At 59.6% G+C, this 14,668-nt stretch carries 14 protein-coding genes; 10 read left to right on the plus strand and 4 right to left on the minus strand.

Annotated elements, in window-relative coordinates; all coding sequences use genetic code 11:
• The first annotated feature begins 60 nt into the window (after positions 1 to 60).
• The 3 genes from EDC28_RS17715 to tdh all read left to right on the plus strand — a co-directional run bounded on the left by EDC28_RS17715 (position 61) and on the right by tdh (position 3,080).
• On the plus strand, positions 61 to 702 hold the full coding sequence (locus EDC28_RS17715; protein WP_050658887.1) for a TetR/AcrR family transcriptional regulator: 642 nt from the start codon (positions 61 to 63) through the stop codon (positions 700 to 702).
• 125 nt (positions 703 to 827) lie between these two features.
• Positions 828 to 2,018 carry a glycine C-acetyltransferase gene (locus EDC28_RS17720; protein WP_123422496.1) on the plus strand — a complete coding sequence of 397 codons (1,191 nt, stop codon included), beginning with the start codon at positions 828 to 830 and terminating at the stop codon, positions 2,016 to 2,018.
• A gap of 36 nt (positions 2,019 to 2,054) precedes the next feature.
• Positions 2,055 to 3,080 carry an L-threonine 3-dehydrogenase gene (gene tdh, locus EDC28_RS17725; RefSeq protein ID WP_123422497.1) on the plus strand — a complete coding sequence of 342 codons (1,026 nt, stop codon included), beginning with the start codon at positions 2,055 to 2,057 and terminating at the stop codon, positions 3,078 to 3,080.
• Positions 3,081 to 3,125: 45 nt separating this feature from the next.
• Here the strand turns inward: tdh and EDC28_RS17730 are convergent, their stop codons facing one another.
• Positions 3,126 to 4,778 (minus strand): choice-of-anchor I family protein, encoded by a 1,653-nt coding sequence (locus tag EDC28_RS17730; protein ID WP_123422498.1) that lies wholly within the window; start codon positions 4,776 to 4,778, stop codon positions 3,126 to 3,128.
• A 237-nt stretch (positions 4,779 to 5,015) separates the two neighbouring features.
• On the opposite strand from EDC28_RS17730, the gene EDC28_RS17735 reads away from it, so the two are divergent.
• Positions 5,016 to 6,110 carry a glycosyltransferase family 4 protein gene (locus EDC28_RS17735; protein WP_123422499.1) on the plus strand — a complete coding sequence of 365 codons (1,095 nt, stop codon included), beginning with the start codon at positions 5,016 to 5,018 and terminating at the stop codon, positions 6,108 to 6,110.
• 91 nt (positions 6,111 to 6,201) lie between these two features.
• Complete coding sequence (locus EDC28_RS17740) at positions 6,202 to 7,197, plus strand: GGDEF domain-containing protein (protein WP_050658882.1); 996 nt, start codon at positions 6,202 to 6,204, stop codon at positions 7,195 to 7,197.
• A 122-nt stretch (positions 7,198 to 7,319) separates the two neighbouring features.
• Here the strand turns inward: EDC28_RS17740 and EDC28_RS17745 are convergent, their stop codons facing one another.
• Positions 7,320 to 8,324, minus strand: coding sequence for a substrate-binding domain-containing protein (locus EDC28_RS17745; RefSeq protein WP_050658881.1), 1,005 nt, complete (start codon positions 8,322 to 8,324; stop codon positions 7,320 to 7,322).
• A 111-nt stretch (positions 8,325 to 8,435) separates the two neighbouring features.
• On the opposite strand from EDC28_RS17745, the gene glpE reads away from it, so the two are divergent.
• Entirely contained in the window at positions 8,436 to 8,774 is a 339-nt protein-coding gene (gene glpE / locus EDC28_RS17750; protein ID WP_050658880.1) for a thiosulfate sulfurtransferase GlpE, read from the plus strand.
• On the plus strand, positions 8,740 to 9,570 hold the full coding sequence (glpG, locus tag EDC28_RS17755) for a rhomboid family intramembrane serine protease GlpG (RefSeq protein ID WP_123422500.1): 831 nt from the start codon (positions 8,740 to 8,742) through the stop codon (positions 9,568 to 9,570). Before glpE ends, glpG begins: the two co-directional genes overlap by 35 nt.
• On the opposite strand, the gene EDC28_RS17760 is transcribed toward glpG, so the two are convergent.
• Positions 9,564 to 9,986: a flagellar basal body-associated protein FliL gene (locus EDC28_RS17760; RefSeq protein ID WP_050658878.1), complete on the minus strand. Its 423-nt coding sequence runs from the start codon at positions 9,984 to 9,986 to the stop codon at positions 9,564 to 9,566. The two genes, glpG and EDC28_RS17760, sit on opposite strands and share 7 nt — an antisense overlap.
• A gap of 105 nt (positions 9,987 to 10,091) precedes the next feature.
• Between EDC28_RS17760 and EDC28_RS17765 the strand changes: the two genes are divergently transcribed.
• From EDC28_RS17765 to EDC28_RS17775, 3 genes are all read left to right on the plus strand, one after another.
• Entirely contained in the window at positions 10,092 to 10,580 is a 489-nt protein-coding gene (locus EDC28_RS17765; RefSeq protein WP_083445846.1) for a chorismate--pyruvate lyase family protein, read from the plus strand.
• A gap of 10 nt (positions 10,581 to 10,590) precedes the next feature.
• Positions 10,591 to 11,448, plus strand: coding sequence for a 4-hydroxybenzoate octaprenyltransferase (ubiA, locus tag EDC28_RS17770; RefSeq protein WP_336391560.1), 858 nt, complete (start codon positions 10,591 to 10,593; stop codon positions 11,446 to 11,448).
• Positions 11,449 to 11,537: 89 nt separating this feature from the next.
• Positions 11,538 to 12,140: a 2OG-Fe(II) oxygenase gene (locus EDC28_RS17775; RefSeq protein WP_123422502.1), complete on the plus strand. Its 603-nt coding sequence runs from the start codon at positions 11,538 to 11,540 to the stop codon at positions 12,138 to 12,140.
• Positions 12,141 to 12,178: 38 nt separating this feature from the next.
• Here the strand turns inward: EDC28_RS17775 and plsB are convergent, their stop codons facing one another.
• A complete protein-coding gene (gene plsB, locus EDC28_RS17780; RefSeq protein WP_050658874.1) occupies positions 12,179 to 14,629 on the minus strand; it encodes a glycerol-3-phosphate 1-O-acyltransferase PlsB in 2,451 nt (816 codons plus the stop codon).
• Between the last annotated feature and the right edge of the window lie 39 nt (positions 14,630 to 14,668).

The following is a 14,668-nucleotide window of genomic DNA, read 5'->3' on the forward strand; positions in this document are numbered from 1 at the left end:
GTGCCAAGCGCATTGGCTACATGGTAGACTCTGGTTAATTTGGCTAGAAGGCCTAAGCATGTGAAAACCAGAGACAAAATTCTGAAAGCCAGCCTGGCGCTGTTTAACGAAAAGGGTGAGCGGAACGTCACCACCAACCATATTGCGGCGCATCTGGGCATCAGCCCAGGGAATTTATACTATCACTTTCGCAATAAGGAGGACATTGTCCACGCCATCTTCGGCGAGTACGTGCGCCACCTTGAAACCGCCTTTACCCCCAAGGAAAACGGCCCCACCCTGGACGTATTAATGTCCTACCTGGACGGGGTTTTCTACACCATGTGGGAGTTCCGGTTCTTCTACGCCAGCCTGCCCGATATTCTGGCCCGCAACCCGGCCCTGCATCAGGAATACTTCCTGGTGCAAACCCAACTGGCCGACCGGGTGGTGGCGATACTCCATACCCTTAAGGCCGAGGGCATTCTTGCCATCGACGAGGCCGACCTGCCCGATCTGGCTCATACGGTGAAGATCATGGTCACCTTCTGGATAAGCTACCAGACCACCCAGGCGGTGGACGCCGCCATTACCCGGCCGGTGATTTACCAGGGGGTATTGAAGGTGTTGTTCCTTATCCGCCCCTACCTGGCGCCAGATGCCCGCGACACCATCGCCCGCCTCGAAGATCACTACCGCCGCCTGGCCCTTCGTACCCGCTAAGGCCACGGCCGACGGGGCTGTCAGGGCTGCTTGACGAAAGCGTCAAGCAGCTGGCCCTGGTCCGACTGTTTCTTGCCACGGTATTCGCTACAATAGCGCCCGAAATCGATTTTTCGGAGCCACCCATGAGTGCCAAGCTGTTCGACCACCTGCGCCAGGAACTGGCCACTTTGAAAGAAGAAGGCCTGTACAAAGACGAGCGCATTATCACCAGCGCCCAGCAGGCTGCCATCCACGTCGGTAACAAGGACGTGCTGAACTTCTGTGCCAACAACTACCTGGGCCTGGCCGACCACCCTGAGCTCATCAAGGCCGCCAAGGCGGGCCTGGACACTCATGGCTTCGGCATGGCCTCGGTGCGCTTTATCTGCGGCACCCAGGACAACCACAAAGTGCTGGAGCAAAAGATTGCCGCCTTCCTGAACATGGAAGACGCCATCCTCTACAGCTCCTGCTTTGACGCCAACGCTGGCCTCTTTGAAACCCTGCTGGGCCCGGAAGATGCCATTATCTCCGACGAACTGAACCACGCCTCCATCATTGACGGCGTGCGTCTCTGTAAGGCCAAGCGATTCCGCTACAAAAACAACGACATGGCCAGCCTTGAAGAACAGCTCAAAGCGGCCGATGCCGCCGGTGCCCGCTTCAAGCTCATTGCCACCGACGGCGTGTTCTCCATGGACGGCATCATCGCCGACCTGCCCGGCGTTTGTGACCTTGCCGAGCAATACGACGCCCTGGTGATGGTGGACGACTCCCACGCCGTGGGTTTTGTCGGTGAAGGTGGCCGCGGCGTACACGAATTCCACAACTGCCTGGACCGGGTACACATCATCACCGGCACCCTGGGCAAGGCCCTGGGCGGCGCCTCCGGCGGTTACACCGCCGCCAGCAAGGAAGTGGTGGACATGCTGCGTAACCGCAGTCGCCCCTACCTCTTTTCCAACTCCCTGGCCCCGGCCATTGTCAGCGCCTCCATCAAGGTGCTGGACATGCTGGGTGAAGGCAGCGAGCTGCGCCAAAAACTCTGGGACAACAGCGCTTACTTCCGTGAGCGCATGAGCGCCGCCGGTTTCACCCTGGCCGGTAAAGACCACGCCATCATCCCGGTGATGCTGGGCGACGCCAAACTGGCCAAGGCCTTTGCCGACAAGATGCTGGAGAAGGGTATCTACGTGGTGGGCTTTAGCTTCCCGGTGGTGCCCAAGGGTCAGGCCCGTATTCGCACCCAGATGTCTGCCGCCCACAGCCGCGAGCAGCTGGACAAGGCTATCGACGCCTTTATCGCCACAGGTAAAGAACTGGGCGTGATTTAACCGAATTTTGCCCGCAAGGGTTCTGGAGTGTAAGCCATGAAAGCGCTCAGCAAACTGCATTCACAAGAAGGGATCTGGATGGTCGATGTGGAGAAACCCGAAATGGGCCACAACGACGTGATGATCAAGATTAAAAAGACCGCCATCTGCGGCACCGACATGCACATCTACAAGTGGGACGAATGGGCGCAAAACACCATCCCGGTGCCGATGGTGGTGGGCCACGAGTACGTGGGCGAGATTGTTGCCATGGGCGAGGAAGTGCGCGGCTACAAGATTGGCGACCGGGTTTCCGGTGAAGGCCATATCACCTGCGGCCATTGCCGCAACTGCCGTGCCGGCCGTGTGCACCTGTGCCGCAACACCACCGGTGTGGGTGTTAACCGTGCTGGCGCCTTTGCCGAATACCTGGTTATTCCGGCCTACAACGTGTTCAAACTGCCCGACAACATCCCTGACGAAGTGGCCGCCATTTTCGACCCCTTCGGCAACGCCGTGCACACCGCCCTGAGTTTTGATTTGGTGGGTGAAGACGTGCTTATCAGCGGCGCCGGCCCCATTGGCATCATGGCCGCGGCCATCGCCCGTCATGTGGGTGCCCGCCATGTGGTGATAACCGACGTCAACGAATATCGCCTGGAGCTTGCCAAGAAGATGGGCGCTACCCGCGCCGTCAACGTCGCCAAGGAAAACCTCAAGGACGTGATGAAAGAGCTGGGCATGACCGAAGGCTTTGACGTGGGCCTGGAGATGTCCGGGGTACCGTCTGCCTTCAGGCTGATGCTCGACACCATGAACCACGGCGGCAAAATTGCCATGCTGGGCATTCCGCCTTCCGACATGGCCATCGACTGGAACAAGGTGATCTTCAAGGGCCTGGTTATCAAAGGCATCTACGGCCGGGAAATGTTTGAAACCTGGTACAAGATGGCTTCTTTGGTGCAATCGGGCCTGGATCTCACCCCCATCATCACCCACCAGTTCAAGGTGGAGGAGTTCCAGAAAGGCTTTGACACCATGGGCTCTGGCCAAAGCGGCAAAGTCATCCTCGACTGGAGCTAAACAAAAAACCGGCCAAAAAGGCCGGTTTTTTTATCACCTTCTCCCTTAGCTGCGGGGGCTGGTGGCTATCTGGTAGAGCACCGTGGTGCCGGACACTTCGTGGCCGACAATCAGCATCGGCTCGCCGCTTGGGGAGTCTGCGGCGCTGACAAAGTGTACCCCTTCCGGGCCCAGGTCGCCGGCGGCTTCCAGGGTCTCGGCGCCAAAATCGCGGCTGTTGATGTAGTCCTGGAACACCGGCGCTGCCGGGTCGGTGACGTCGTAGACCATGATGCCGCCAATGCGCTCCAGGCCCACAAAGGCAAAGTGCTGCTCGCCGATGGTGCCCACCGCTATGCCTTCCGGCTCGGGGCCCTTATTGTCGGAGCGATTATCGAAGCTGTCTTGCTCTTCGTTATCGGAGTTGAAGTCTTCTGGCAGGGCCTCGGCCAGGTACTGCTCGAAGGCATCGCCGCTGTCCCACACCTGGCTGACCACGCCGCCTTCGTCTTTCCAGACGCTAAAGGAGCGGCCACCGAAGCTGTAGAGCTGGGTGTAGAGGCCGGTGGTGGCGTCCTGGCCGAGGGTGGTGGTGACCTGCAAACGGCCCAGGTTGGCGTTGTCTTGCAAGCTGGCGTCGGCAAAGACGGTTGGGTCGAGCGCCAGGTCTTTAACCCGGGCTTCTTCGGAGAAGCCATCGTAGTCGCGGCTGTCGCCTTCGTTGGCGGTGACCAGGTAGGTAACGCCGTCAACGGTGAAGCTGGCCACCGAGTCGGGCATGTACATGCCCATCACCGGCCAGGTTTTGATGTTGATGGCATCGTCTTTGTCGGAGGCGTCCAGGCCGTTGCCTGCAAGGCTGTGGTCTTTAAAGCCTAGGGCCGAGATGCCGGTGATGCTGGCAGAGGCCAGATCCACCACCGCCACGGCGTTGTTTTCCTGCAAGGTTACGTAGGCTTTGGTGCTGTCGCTGCTAACGGCGATGTATTCGGGTTCGAGGTCTTGGCTGACGCTGGCATTGGGGCCAAAGATGCGCACGCCGCTCGCCATCAAACTGTCTTTTTGCGCGTCAAAGGCGTTGAAGTTGAGCTGTTTGACGTCTTCTGGCTTGAGGCTGGCTGCTTTGGCCAGGGGGTCTTCGCCTAAGTCCACCAGGGTTACTGAGCCTTCGGGGTCGTTGTCGTAGGCGGCGTTGGGTTCGCCTTCGTTGGCGCTCAGCACATAGCGGCCGTCGGGGCTGAAGGTCACCATGTCCGGCAGGGCGCCGGCGCCCACAAAGCCCAGCGCCTGCAGGCCATCGGCCTTGTAGAAGGCGATGTAACCGGCGGCTTGTTTGTTGTCGTTCTCCACCGCGACGGCCACCAGGCCGTTTTTCACCGCCACCGAGTTGACGCCGCCGATGGCTTCACCGATGAGGGCTGCTACATCCAGGGTGGCGGTCTTGGTGGGGGTGGGCGGGTTAGCGGCATCCAGTACGTCCACGGTGCCGGCGGCGGCGTTAATCACAAACAGCTGTTTACTGGCCGGGTCAAAGTCGACGATTTCGGCGGCGCTCTCGCCAATCACCCCGGCGCTGTAGCGGCCCAGCACCGACAATTTGATGTCGACCTTGGCCGGAGCCGGCTCCGGCGTCACTACTGGCGGCGTGTCGTTATCGTTGTCATCACAGGCGCTCAGGCCTAAAAGGGCCAGGGCGATAAGGGAAAAGCGTTTGGTCATGGCTGCACACCTCAGGGTTTTTGATGGCGCACACCCTAATGATGAGTTGTTTCATTGATGTGACTGGTTTTTCCTTTTCGCTACATCTGCGATGAGCGGTAGCAGGGGGAGGTTGAAGGTGGGAGATAAAAGGGGATGCGAATTCACCCCCTGCCATGCCTGTTGGCGCCGGGATCTGGTATCTTGCGCGAATAATCAACCGTATGCCGCCCCGGCGGGGCATTGGAAAGGGCGCCAGTGACAGCTGCCAAGAATGCGATCTGCTTTGTAAACACCAACGGCCAGTGGGGCGGGGGCGAGAAATGGCACCTGTCCACCGCGTGTTATTTCAGGGATCAGCAAGTCTCCACCCTGATGGTGACCAACCGTGATTCGGCCCTGTACCGGGCAGCCACCCAAGCGGGCTTTTCGCCCCTGGCCATGCAAATTGGCAACCTCAGCCTGCTAAACCCGCTCAAGCTGTTTAAATTGGTTAAATTTTTCAAAGACAACGGCGTCAGCACCGTGGTGCTGAACCTGCCGTCCGATGCCAAGTTTGCCGGCCTGGCGGCAAGGCTTGCCGGGGTCAGGCACATTGTCTACCGGCGCGGCATGCCCAAAAAGCCCAGCGCCAGTGCGCTCAATAAATGGCTGTTCAACGACGTTATTACCCATGTGGTGGGTAATTCCCAGGAGATCGTCGACAAGATGGTCCAGGGTAACGAAACCTGGTTCCCGGTGGCCAAGACCAGCATCATCTATAACGGGGTCGACACCCGGCAGCCTTTTCCCGCGCCCAAGCCTTTGGCGGCAGACAAAAATCCGCTGGTGATCGGCAGTGTCGGGCGGCTGGTAGACCAAAAGGGTCAGCTGTGGCTGGTGGAGATCTGCCAGCGCCTCAAGGCCAAGGGCCATCAGGTGCGCATCGATATCGCCGGTGAAGGTGAAAAACGGGCGGAGCTGGAAGCGGCTATCGAGGCGGCGGGGCTAGGGGAGGATATCCGGCTGCTGGGCCATGTCAGCGACATGGCCGGATTTATGGCGGCTATCGACCTGCTGGCCTTTACCTCCAAGTACGAAGGCAGCGCCAACACCCTGATTGAAGCCCTGTATCACGGAGTGCCGGTGGTAGCCTTTGACGCCTCTTCCAACCCGGAAGTGGTGGTGCATGGTCAAACCGGTTTGCTGGCCAAGGCCTTTGATGTGGCCGACATGGCCGCGAAAATTGAAGACTTGATCAATAACAAGACATTAACGGCGCAGATGGTGCAAAGTGGCCAGGCATTGGTGAAAAGCAAGTTCGACATGCACCGTAACCTGGAAAAACTGCTCGCCATTCATCGCCAACAGTAACGGCGCGACCGGATAAAAATGGGCCCGGACCTGTTTTTTCCGTCCAGGCTGTCCACACTGGTTTAGGACCTAACAAAAAGACTGGGTAGTCATGAGCACTGTCTACGACATCTTCAAAAAAACCCTTGGCTTGCTATCCAAATACCGGCTGCCGCCGACGCCTGAGCATTACAGCCTCTGGTACGTCTATGTCAGCGAGGAAAACCCAGAGCTGAACCGCGCCCTGGACCAAACCTTGGCGAAAAGCGACGAGTTGGGCCCGAGCTCGGCGGCGCTTTTATACCAGGCGCACCTGGCCGACAGCCGTTGGCGCGACACCCAGGGCCTTAACGACAGCTTGCAGGCCCTGACGCAGGAGCTGAGCTCCACCCTGCAAGACACCCGCCAGGACACCGCCCAATTCCAGCGTGCCTTGAACGAGCGCTTCGCGCGCCTGAGCGGCATTGAGGACGGCAATATCAGCCTCGACACCCTGATGGATGAAGTGCGTAACCTGGTGAAAGACGCCAAGTGGATGAACGGCAGCGCCGATCACCTGCAAAGCCGGCTCAGCACCGCCGAAGACGAGGTGTCCAGGCTCAAAGAGGCCCTGGCCAAGAGCCGCGAAGAAGCGCTGGTGGACGTTTTGACCGGCCTTCGCAACCGCCGCGCCTTCGACATGGAGCTGGCCAGCATGACAGGCCCGGTGTCGCTTATCCTGCTGGACCTCGACCATTTCAAAGCGGTTAACGACAACTACGGCCACCTTCTCGGTGACCAGGTACTCAAAGCCACGGCCCGGCAAATCAGCCTGTTTTTAAAGGACGAAGCCCTGGCGTTTCGTTTTGGCGGCGAGGAGTTTGCGGTGTTGGTGGATGCGCCACTGGCGGTGGCCAGGCGCAAAGCCGAGAGCCTGCGCAGCCTGATTGCCAAAGTAACAGTGACCGACAAACGCACCGGCCAGAAGATTGACAAAATTACCGCCTCCCTGGGGGTGGCCCAGGGCCAAGGCGGTGAAAGCAGCATCCAGTTGGTGGATAAGGCCGACGCCCTGTTGTACGAGGCCAAGCGCCTGGGCCGCAACCGGGTAATGCCGCTATCCCTTTAAGGTCAGCGCCATAAAAAAGAGCGGGTTAATCCCGCTCTTTTTTTTGAGGTACGCAGCTGCGCTTATAGACCGGATGCAGGCCCCAGCGCAGCGACCAGGCGTCGTACCGGGCCAGCCAGTTTTTAAACCAATTCACGTACCGAGTTCCGCTCAATCAGTTCCGGATGCAGGGTCAGCACCTTGCTGTCGCTCTCTTCCTTGTTGACCTTGGCCAGCAAAATCTTGGCGGCCTTGTGGCCGAGGCGATACTTGGGCTGATGGATGGTGGTCAGCGGCGGGCTGAAAAAGCCGGCCATGGGCACATCGTCATAGCCGATAACCGAGAGGTCTTCCGGTACGTGCAGGCCGGCCATGTGGGCAGCGCTGATAACGCCAAGGGCCATGGGGTCTGAGAACACGAACAGCGCGGTGGGGCGGCTTTGCTGGGTCAGCAGCTGTTCCATGGCGGCGCAGCCCCCTTCAGGCTCGAAATCCCCTTCGAGGATCCAATCTGGGTTGATGGCAAGCCCTGCCTCTTTCATGGCCCGCTTAAACCCGGCCAGGCGCTCTACGGTCAGGCTCTTGCTGGCCGGGCCGGTGATGCAACCGATTGCCTTGTGACCTTTATCAATCAGATGCTTGGTGGCTAAATACCCGCCCTGTTCGGCGTTGTCCTGGATGCGGTAGATATCCCCTTGGGTATCGCCCCATTCCATGATCACCTGCGGCAGCTCCGGGTGGGTGCCCAGCAGTTCGTAGACCTCGGAGGCGTCTTCGGAGAGCATCACCAGGATGCCGTCGACCCGCTTTTCAATCAGCATGCGCAGGCTGGCCTGCTGGCGGGCAACTTCGCCACCGGAGTTGGAGAGAATGAGGGTGTAACCCAGGGCGGAACAGGCCTCCTCAACCCCGCGGATCACCTCGGCGAAGAAGGGGTTGGTGGAGGTGGTAACCAGCATGCCGATGGTGCGGGTGCGGTTGACCTTGAGGCTGCGGGCGACCGCCGAAGGGGCGTAGTTGAGCTCCTTGATGGCCAGGAACACCCGTTCCTTGGTGGCTTCGGCCACAAAACGGGTGCTGTTGAGCACGTGAGAGACGGTAGAAATACTGACGCCAGCTTTGTTGGCGACATCTTTTATGGTGGCCATGAACTAATCCTGCGGGAGCTCTGCGTAAAGCTTAACCAAAACCCTTGGCCAAGTTAACGCCCACTGCCATTAAAGAGGTATGCTAGGGCAGCAAATCAAGAGAGGTATTGTATGGAGCAGTTCGCCCATATATCAATCGATGAAGCGTTTCATAAGCTTAATGATGGCCAAGCAAGGCTGGTGGACATCCGCGACGAGGCCAGTTTTGCCGGCGGTCATATCGATGGTGCCTACCATCTGACCAACGGTACCTTGCATCGGTTTATGACCGAAGCCGAGTTCGACACCCCTGTTATCGTCTGCTGCTACCATGGCGTGTCCAGCCAGGGCGCGGCGCAATACCTGCTGCAACAGGGCTTTGAAGAAGTGTACAGCCTCGACGGCGGCTTCGAAGCCTGGAGAAAAGCCTACCCTTATGTCCGCGACCAAGATACTGGGTCACTTTCCTGACCCGAGGCTGGCCCAGGGCTTTGTCGACTACCTGGCAACCCGTGGCGTAAAGGCCCGGCTGGCCGTAGCCGGCAGCGACGTTGCCGTTGAGGTGGCGCTGCCGGCCCCGGAGTGGCTCGATGAAGCCTGGCAACATTTCCTGACTCAACCCCACGACCCGCGCTACAGCTCGGCCAGTTGGCAAAGCGGCGGTGACAGGCCGTCGCCCTTGCGCTACAACAGCCAGTTGCAGCTGCGCTTTGTCGCCGGCCCCCTGACGCTGGGTTTTTTGGTGGTGTGCGTGCTGGTGTACCTGCCGTGGATGCTGGGCTATGCCGGGCTATATCAAGCACTGTCGTTCCCGGCCAGCCTCGATGCCGTTACCCTGGCCAACGCCTACCGGCTGGTGACGCCGATTTTGCTGCACTTTTCCCTGCTGCATATCGGTTTCAACCTGCTGTGGTGGTGGCAGCTGGGCGGCATTGTGGAAAAGCAAGAAGGCAGCCTGCATCTGGCCCTTATCACCCTGGTGACCGGCTTTGCTGGCAACCTGGCGCAGTTTCTGGCGGCGGGGCCGGCCTTTGGCGGCCTCTCGGGGGTGGTGTACGGCCTGTTCGGGTACTTCTGGGTGTCGGGGCTACTCTATCCGCGCCGTGGCATCATGCTGCCCAACTCCCTAGTGCTGTTCATGCTGGCTTGGCTGGTACTGGGCTTTGTGGGTATTGGCCTACCCATTGCCAACCAGGCCCACCTGTGGGGCCTGATCGCTGGCTGCGCCCTGGCGGGGCTGCCGTTTAAGGGCAGTAAAGCTCAGTAATACAGATACTTGGTGAAGAGTAAATCGGCGACAATCGGCTCGCCGGTTTCTTTTAGCAGTAGGTCCTGGGTGGTTTTCAGGCACGCTTTGCGGATTTGCTCGCGGCCCTGCAGGGAGCGGATATCGTCGCCGGTCTGGTTGCCGAAGATCTCGATAAGGGCGTCGCGGATCAGCGGCGCATGGTGTTCCACCAAATCCTTCTTGCTGTCGTCTTTGAGCATCAGCTGCACCGTCACCCGGATATAGCCCAACCTGTTACCCTGGCTGACATAGTTGGTGATGATGTCAGGCTCCAGCTCGTAATAGCCGTACTGGGTTGCTGCCTTGGCTTCACCGGCTTTTTCTTCCTCGGCGGCCTGCGCCAGGACGGGCAGGGTGGTGGTGGCAAGCAACAGCAGTGGTAACAGATGACGCATGGATGTCCCCTTTCAAATTTGGCGCTCATACTTTGCCAGTAAAGCACTTGGCTCGCCAGATGCCGGTGATATCATGGGGCACCTTCAAAACAAGCCTGTTCCCGCATGTGGTCTGATTGGCAGTGGATGTCAGTGGCTGAGGCCGAAGGTCTTGGCAGCCAGCAACGCGACTGGCTGCTTGACCAGGGCTCGCTGACCCGGCGTTTGAAACGTCACAGCAAACATTTCAGGGTCAAGTTGCAGTCGTTGACCCAAATTGAACTCAATGCCCGGCAGCAAGCCTGGTTGTCGTTGCCGGCACTGGTGAGCGAACGCACCGTGCTGCTGGAGGCCGACGACAAAACCTGCATTTACGCTCGCAGCCTCTTTGTCAGCCAGCAAGGTTTTACCAGCCTAGGCGAACAGCCGCTGGGTGAGCGGCTCTTTGCCGATGACGGCTGGACCCGAGGTGATATCCTGCTGGCCCAGGTAGAGGGTAGTGCCCTTGGGTTGGCAGCCCAGACCCTGTGGGCACGCTGTTCTGATTTTCGTGCGCCCGGTCAAAGCCCGGTTTGGGTGATGGAAGTGTTTCTGCCCGCCGTCTTTGACCTTTGAGATGGAACCCATGAAAGAAAAATATAAAAGCTATATGCAGCTGATGCGCGCCGATAAACCCATCGGTTCGCTGCTTTTGTTCTGGCCCACCCTCTGGGCTTTGCTGGTTTCCTCCAACGGTTTGCCTGACCCTTGGATCACTTTCGTGTTTTTTGCCGGGGTGTTTTTGATGCGCTCGGCCGGCTGCGTGATCAATGATTTTGCCGACCGCAAGGTCGACGGCCACGTCAAGCGCACCGCCCAGCGGCCCCTGGCCCGGGGCGCGGTGACCAGCCGCGAGGCGATCATTCTCTTTGGTGTGTTGTGCCTGGTTTCCTTTGGCTTGGTGCTGACCCTCAACCGGCTCACCATCTTGTTGTCGCTGGTGGCACTGGCCCTGGCCTTTAGCTACCCCTTTATGAAGCGCTTTACCCACCTGCCCCAGGTGGTGCTGGGTATGGCCTTTGGCTGGGGCATTCCCATGGCATCGGCGGCGCAAACCGGGCGAATTGACGAGTCCATCTGGTGGCTGTTTGCTGCCAACATCGCCTGGACAGTGGCTTACGACACCTTCTACGCCATGGTAGACAGGGACGACGACATTCGTATTGGGGTTAAATCCACTGCCATCCTGTTTGGCCGCTCCGACAAGCTCATCACCGGCCTTCTGCAACTGGCGGCGCTGCTGATGCTGCTGCAAGCCGGGGTGGTGGCAAGCCTTGGGCTGCCCTATTACCTGGGAGTGCTGGCGATGGCGGTGTTCTTTGTTTACCAGCAATGGCTGGTGCGCAACCGCGACCGTGACAACTGCTTCAAGGCCTTTCTCAACAACAACTACGCTGGCATGGTGGTGGCCATGGGGATCTACGCCGATTACCTGATGCAATAAGGAAATGGCTTGTCGTAACGACAAATAAAATGAATTGTCAGCGGGCCCCGAACCTTCTAGCGTTCGGGGCCTTTGTATTTGGGGGGACCATGGACCAGAAACTGCAAGCGGTAATTGACGGATTGGCCAGCAACGGCTTTGTGGTGATCCCCCAGTGGCTGGACGACGAGCTGCGCGATGCGCTGCGCGGCGAACTCTTGGTACGCCGCGAAGAGCTGACCCGGGCCGGCATCGGCCGCGAGGGTGACCACCAGCAGCGCCTGGACGTGCGCAACGACAACACCCTCTGGCTCGACGGCTTGTCCTTGCAGCAGCAGCGTTACCTGGCGCTGATGGACGAGCTGCGCCTGGCCATCAACCGCAGCCTGTTCCTCGGCCTTAATGACTACGAGTGCCACTTTGCCCATTACCCCAAGGGGCATTTTTATCAAAAGCACCTGGATGCCTTTCGCGGCCGCTCCAACCGGGTGGTGTCGGCGGTGACTTACCTTAATGCCTGGTGGCCAGCCGGTGCCGGCGGCGAGCTGGCCCTCTACGACAGCCACGATCAGCTGCTGGGCAAGGTGGACCCGGCCCCCGGCACTTTGGTGTGTTTCTTATCGGAAGAGTTTCCCCACGAGGTGTTGCCGGCGGGGGACGACCGCTACTCTATCGCCGGTTGGTTCCGCCGCGACGCTCATCCGCTGGCCTGAAAAAAGCCGCTCGGTGAGCGGCTTTTTGGTGGTCAGTGTCAGCAATCCTTGCACAACACATGGCGTACCGTATCAGCCACCTCGTTGGAGAGCAGGTTGAGCACCAGCTCGTCCAGGGCCAGGGCTTTGTCCGTGGGCAGCAGCTCGCTTTGTTCCCCCAGCACCACCAATTCTGCCTCGCGCAGGGTGGCGGCCAGAGACGCAATGAGTTTTTTGTCGAAAAACTCCGGCGCCTGGATGCCAAAGAGCGCCGAAAGTCGCTCGGCCACCGCCTGGGCGCGATTCTCAAGCTCGGCCCGGCCCAGCGGCTCTGGGCTTCGCAGCAGCGTCAGCACGATGGCGTAGCGCTGCAAGGACTCTTCGATAACCCCGCTTAGCAGCCACAGCTTGCGATAGCCCGGACGTTGGTGGCTGGCCGCCTGCCAACGCTCGCCATCAAGGCTCACCAGGCCTTGCTGCTCGAGGGCGCCAAGCAGCGCCTGGAGATGCTCGCCAAGGGCCGCTTCATCAATCCCCATAAAGAGCTCGGCTTTCAGCAGCGGATAAAGCGCCAGCACCTGCTCGCAAAGGGTATCAAGGCTTTTGGGGCCGTCCAGCAGCAGCCGCGCCACCAAAGAGGGCAGCATGTAAAGGTGCAGGATGTTGTTGCGGTAATAGGTCATGGCGATGGCCTGGGTTTCATCCAGGCTTATGAGCTCGCCAAGGCCGTCTTCGCTGACCTGGAATTTGTCGCCTTTGAGCACCTGCTCCAGCAGCGCCTTGCCGTCTTGCTCGGGCAGGGTGACATGAGCCGAGTAGGGTGCCTGGCGGGCCAGGGCCAGCAACAAGTCCAACTGGTTTTCCAGCACTTCCCGCGACAGGGCCCGGCGTTCGGCGCACAGCAGCGCCAGCGACACCAGGGTCACGCCGTTAAGGGCCGCCGCGTCGTTGATGCGGGTCAGCATTTCATCGCCCAGGCGGTTGACCAGAGGGGTCAGCCAACTGGGTTTGGCGTCGGCGTCACCGCTACTTTTGCGCCAGTCCGGCACCTGCTCGGTGAGGTACTGGGACAAGGCGATGGGCTGGCCAAAATTGACAAAGCCCTGGCCAAAATCCTGGCGCAGCGCCTTGATGGTGGATTTAAAGGCCTGCCAGCCCGACTCCTTCTCTTTGGAGTTGCCACGCAGCTCCTTGAGGTAGGAGCCTACTTCCATCACGTGTTCATAGCCGATGTACACCGGCACCAGGCTGATGGGGCGCTCGGAAGAGCGCAGCAAACTTTGCACCGTCATGGCCAACATGCCGGTTTTGGGCGGCAGCAGCCGGCCGGTGCGAGAGCGGCCGCCTTCGGTGAAATATTTCACCGAGTAGCCCTTTTGAAAGAGGCTGTAGAGGTACTCGCGGAACACCGTGGAATAGAGTTTGTTGCCCTTGAAGCTGCGGCGGATAAAAAAGGCGCCACCCCGACGGAACAGCGGCCCGGCTGGGAAGAAGTTGAGGTTGACCCCGGCGGCGATGTGCGGCGGCACCATGCCCTGCTGGTAAATCACGTAAGAGAGCAGCAGGTAGTCCATGTGGGAGCGGTGGCAGGGCACGAACACGATTTCGTTGCCGTCGTGGGCCAACTGGCGCACCACCTCGGCGTTGGACACCTTGATGCCCTTGTAGATGCGGTTCCAGATCCAGCCCAGCAGGCGGTCTAAAAAGCGGATAAAGCCGGGGGAGAACTTGGCGGCGATCTCCTGCAGGTACTGGTTGGCGCGCTGCTCGGCCTGGCCGAAATCTTCCTTGCGGGAGCGGGCTTCGTCTTCGATGGCCCTTTTCATGGGCTCGGTCTTGAGCAGGGCGGCCAGCATGGTTTCGCGGTCGGGCAGGCGCGGGCCTGTCATTACCAGGCGCTGGCGGGAAAAATGCACTCGCGCTACCCGGGCCAGCTTGTGGCTGAGGTTGTCGTCGCTGTCGTCGCGCTGGTCTAACAGATTGCGAAGGGACACCGGCCGGGCAAAGCGCACGAAGTTGTCACGGCCATAAAAGGCGATGATCAGCATTTTTCGCAGCCAGGAGGGGGAGTCGTAGTCAGACAGCATCGAGCCCAGCAGCGAGGGGTTTTCGTGACCCGGCTGGCGGCCCCAGAACAGGGAAACCGGCAGCAGCTGCACGTCTTGTTGGTTATCTTCCCGCAAGGGCTTGAGCAGCGCTTTAAGGGCGTCACGGAAGTTGCCGTGGCGGCGCTTGCGGGTCAGCAAGGTCACCGGTTTATCCATGAACAGGCAGCGGGGCACAGTTTGGCCAGCCAGTTGTAGCGGCGCGGCAGGGTCTGGCAGCCCCATGGCCAAGCACAAACGCCGCACCGCCAACAGATCGGACGCTGAAGCGGTTTTAAAGGCGTACACAATGGGCTTACTGGGGTCCAGGCCAAGCTCCTTGACGGGATCTTGCGGCACCAGTTTGCTTTTAACGGTCAGTGAAACAGGCCACTTGAGGGCCTTGAGTAGAAAACTCGGCAGCACGAATATGTCCCGGAGAAGTTTTTAGCCGGCCGGCTAGCT

Origin of the sequence: Gallaecimonas pentaromativorans (assembly GCF_003751625.1) — a bacterium.
GTDB lineage: Bacteria > Pseudomonadota > Gammaproteobacteria > Enterobacterales > Gallaecimonadaceae > Gallaecimonas > Gallaecimonas pentaromativorans.

Coding starts and splice junctions, on each gene's coding strand:
- EDC28_RS17720 (WP_123422496.1), top strand. CDS start 828: ATGAGTGCCAAGCTGTTCGACCACCTGCGCCAGGAACTGGCCACTTTG.
- tdh (WP_123422497.1), top strand. CDS start 2,055: ATGAAAGCGCTCAGCAAACTGCATTCACAAGAAGGGATCTGGATGGTC.
- EDC28_RS17730 (WP_123422498.1), bottom strand. CDS start 4,778: ATGACCAAACGCTTTTCCCTTATCGCCCTGGCCCTTTTAGGCCTGAGC.
- EDC28_RS17740 (WP_050658882.1), top strand. CDS start 6,202: ATGAGCACTGTCTACGACATCTTCAAAAAAACCCTTGGCTTGCTATCC.
- EDC28_RS17745 (WP_050658881.1), bottom strand. CDS start 8,324: ATGGCCACCATAAAAGATGTCGCCAACAAAGCTGGCGTCAGTATTTCT.
- glpE (WP_050658880.1), top strand. CDS start 8,436: ATGGAGCAGTTCGCCCATATATCAATCGATGAAGCGTTTCATAAGCTT.
- glpG (WP_123422500.1), top strand. CDS start 8,740: ATGTCCGCGACCAAGATACTGGGTCACTTTCCTGACCCGAGGCTGGCC.
- EDC28_RS17760 (WP_050658878.1), bottom strand. CDS start 9,986: ATGCGTCATCTGTTACCACTGCTGTTGCTTGCCACCACCACCCTGCCC.
- EDC28_RS17765 (WP_083445846.1), top strand. CDS start 10,092: ATGTGGTCTGATTGGCAGTGGATGTCAGTGGCTGAGGCCGAAGGTCTT.
- ubiA (WP_336391560.1), top strand. CDS start 10,591: ATGAAAGAAAAATATAAAAGCTATATGCAGCTGATGCGCGCCGATAAA.
- EDC28_RS17775 (WP_123422502.1), top strand. CDS start 11,538: ATGGACCAGAAACTGCAAGCGGTAATTGACGGATTGGCCAGCAACGGC.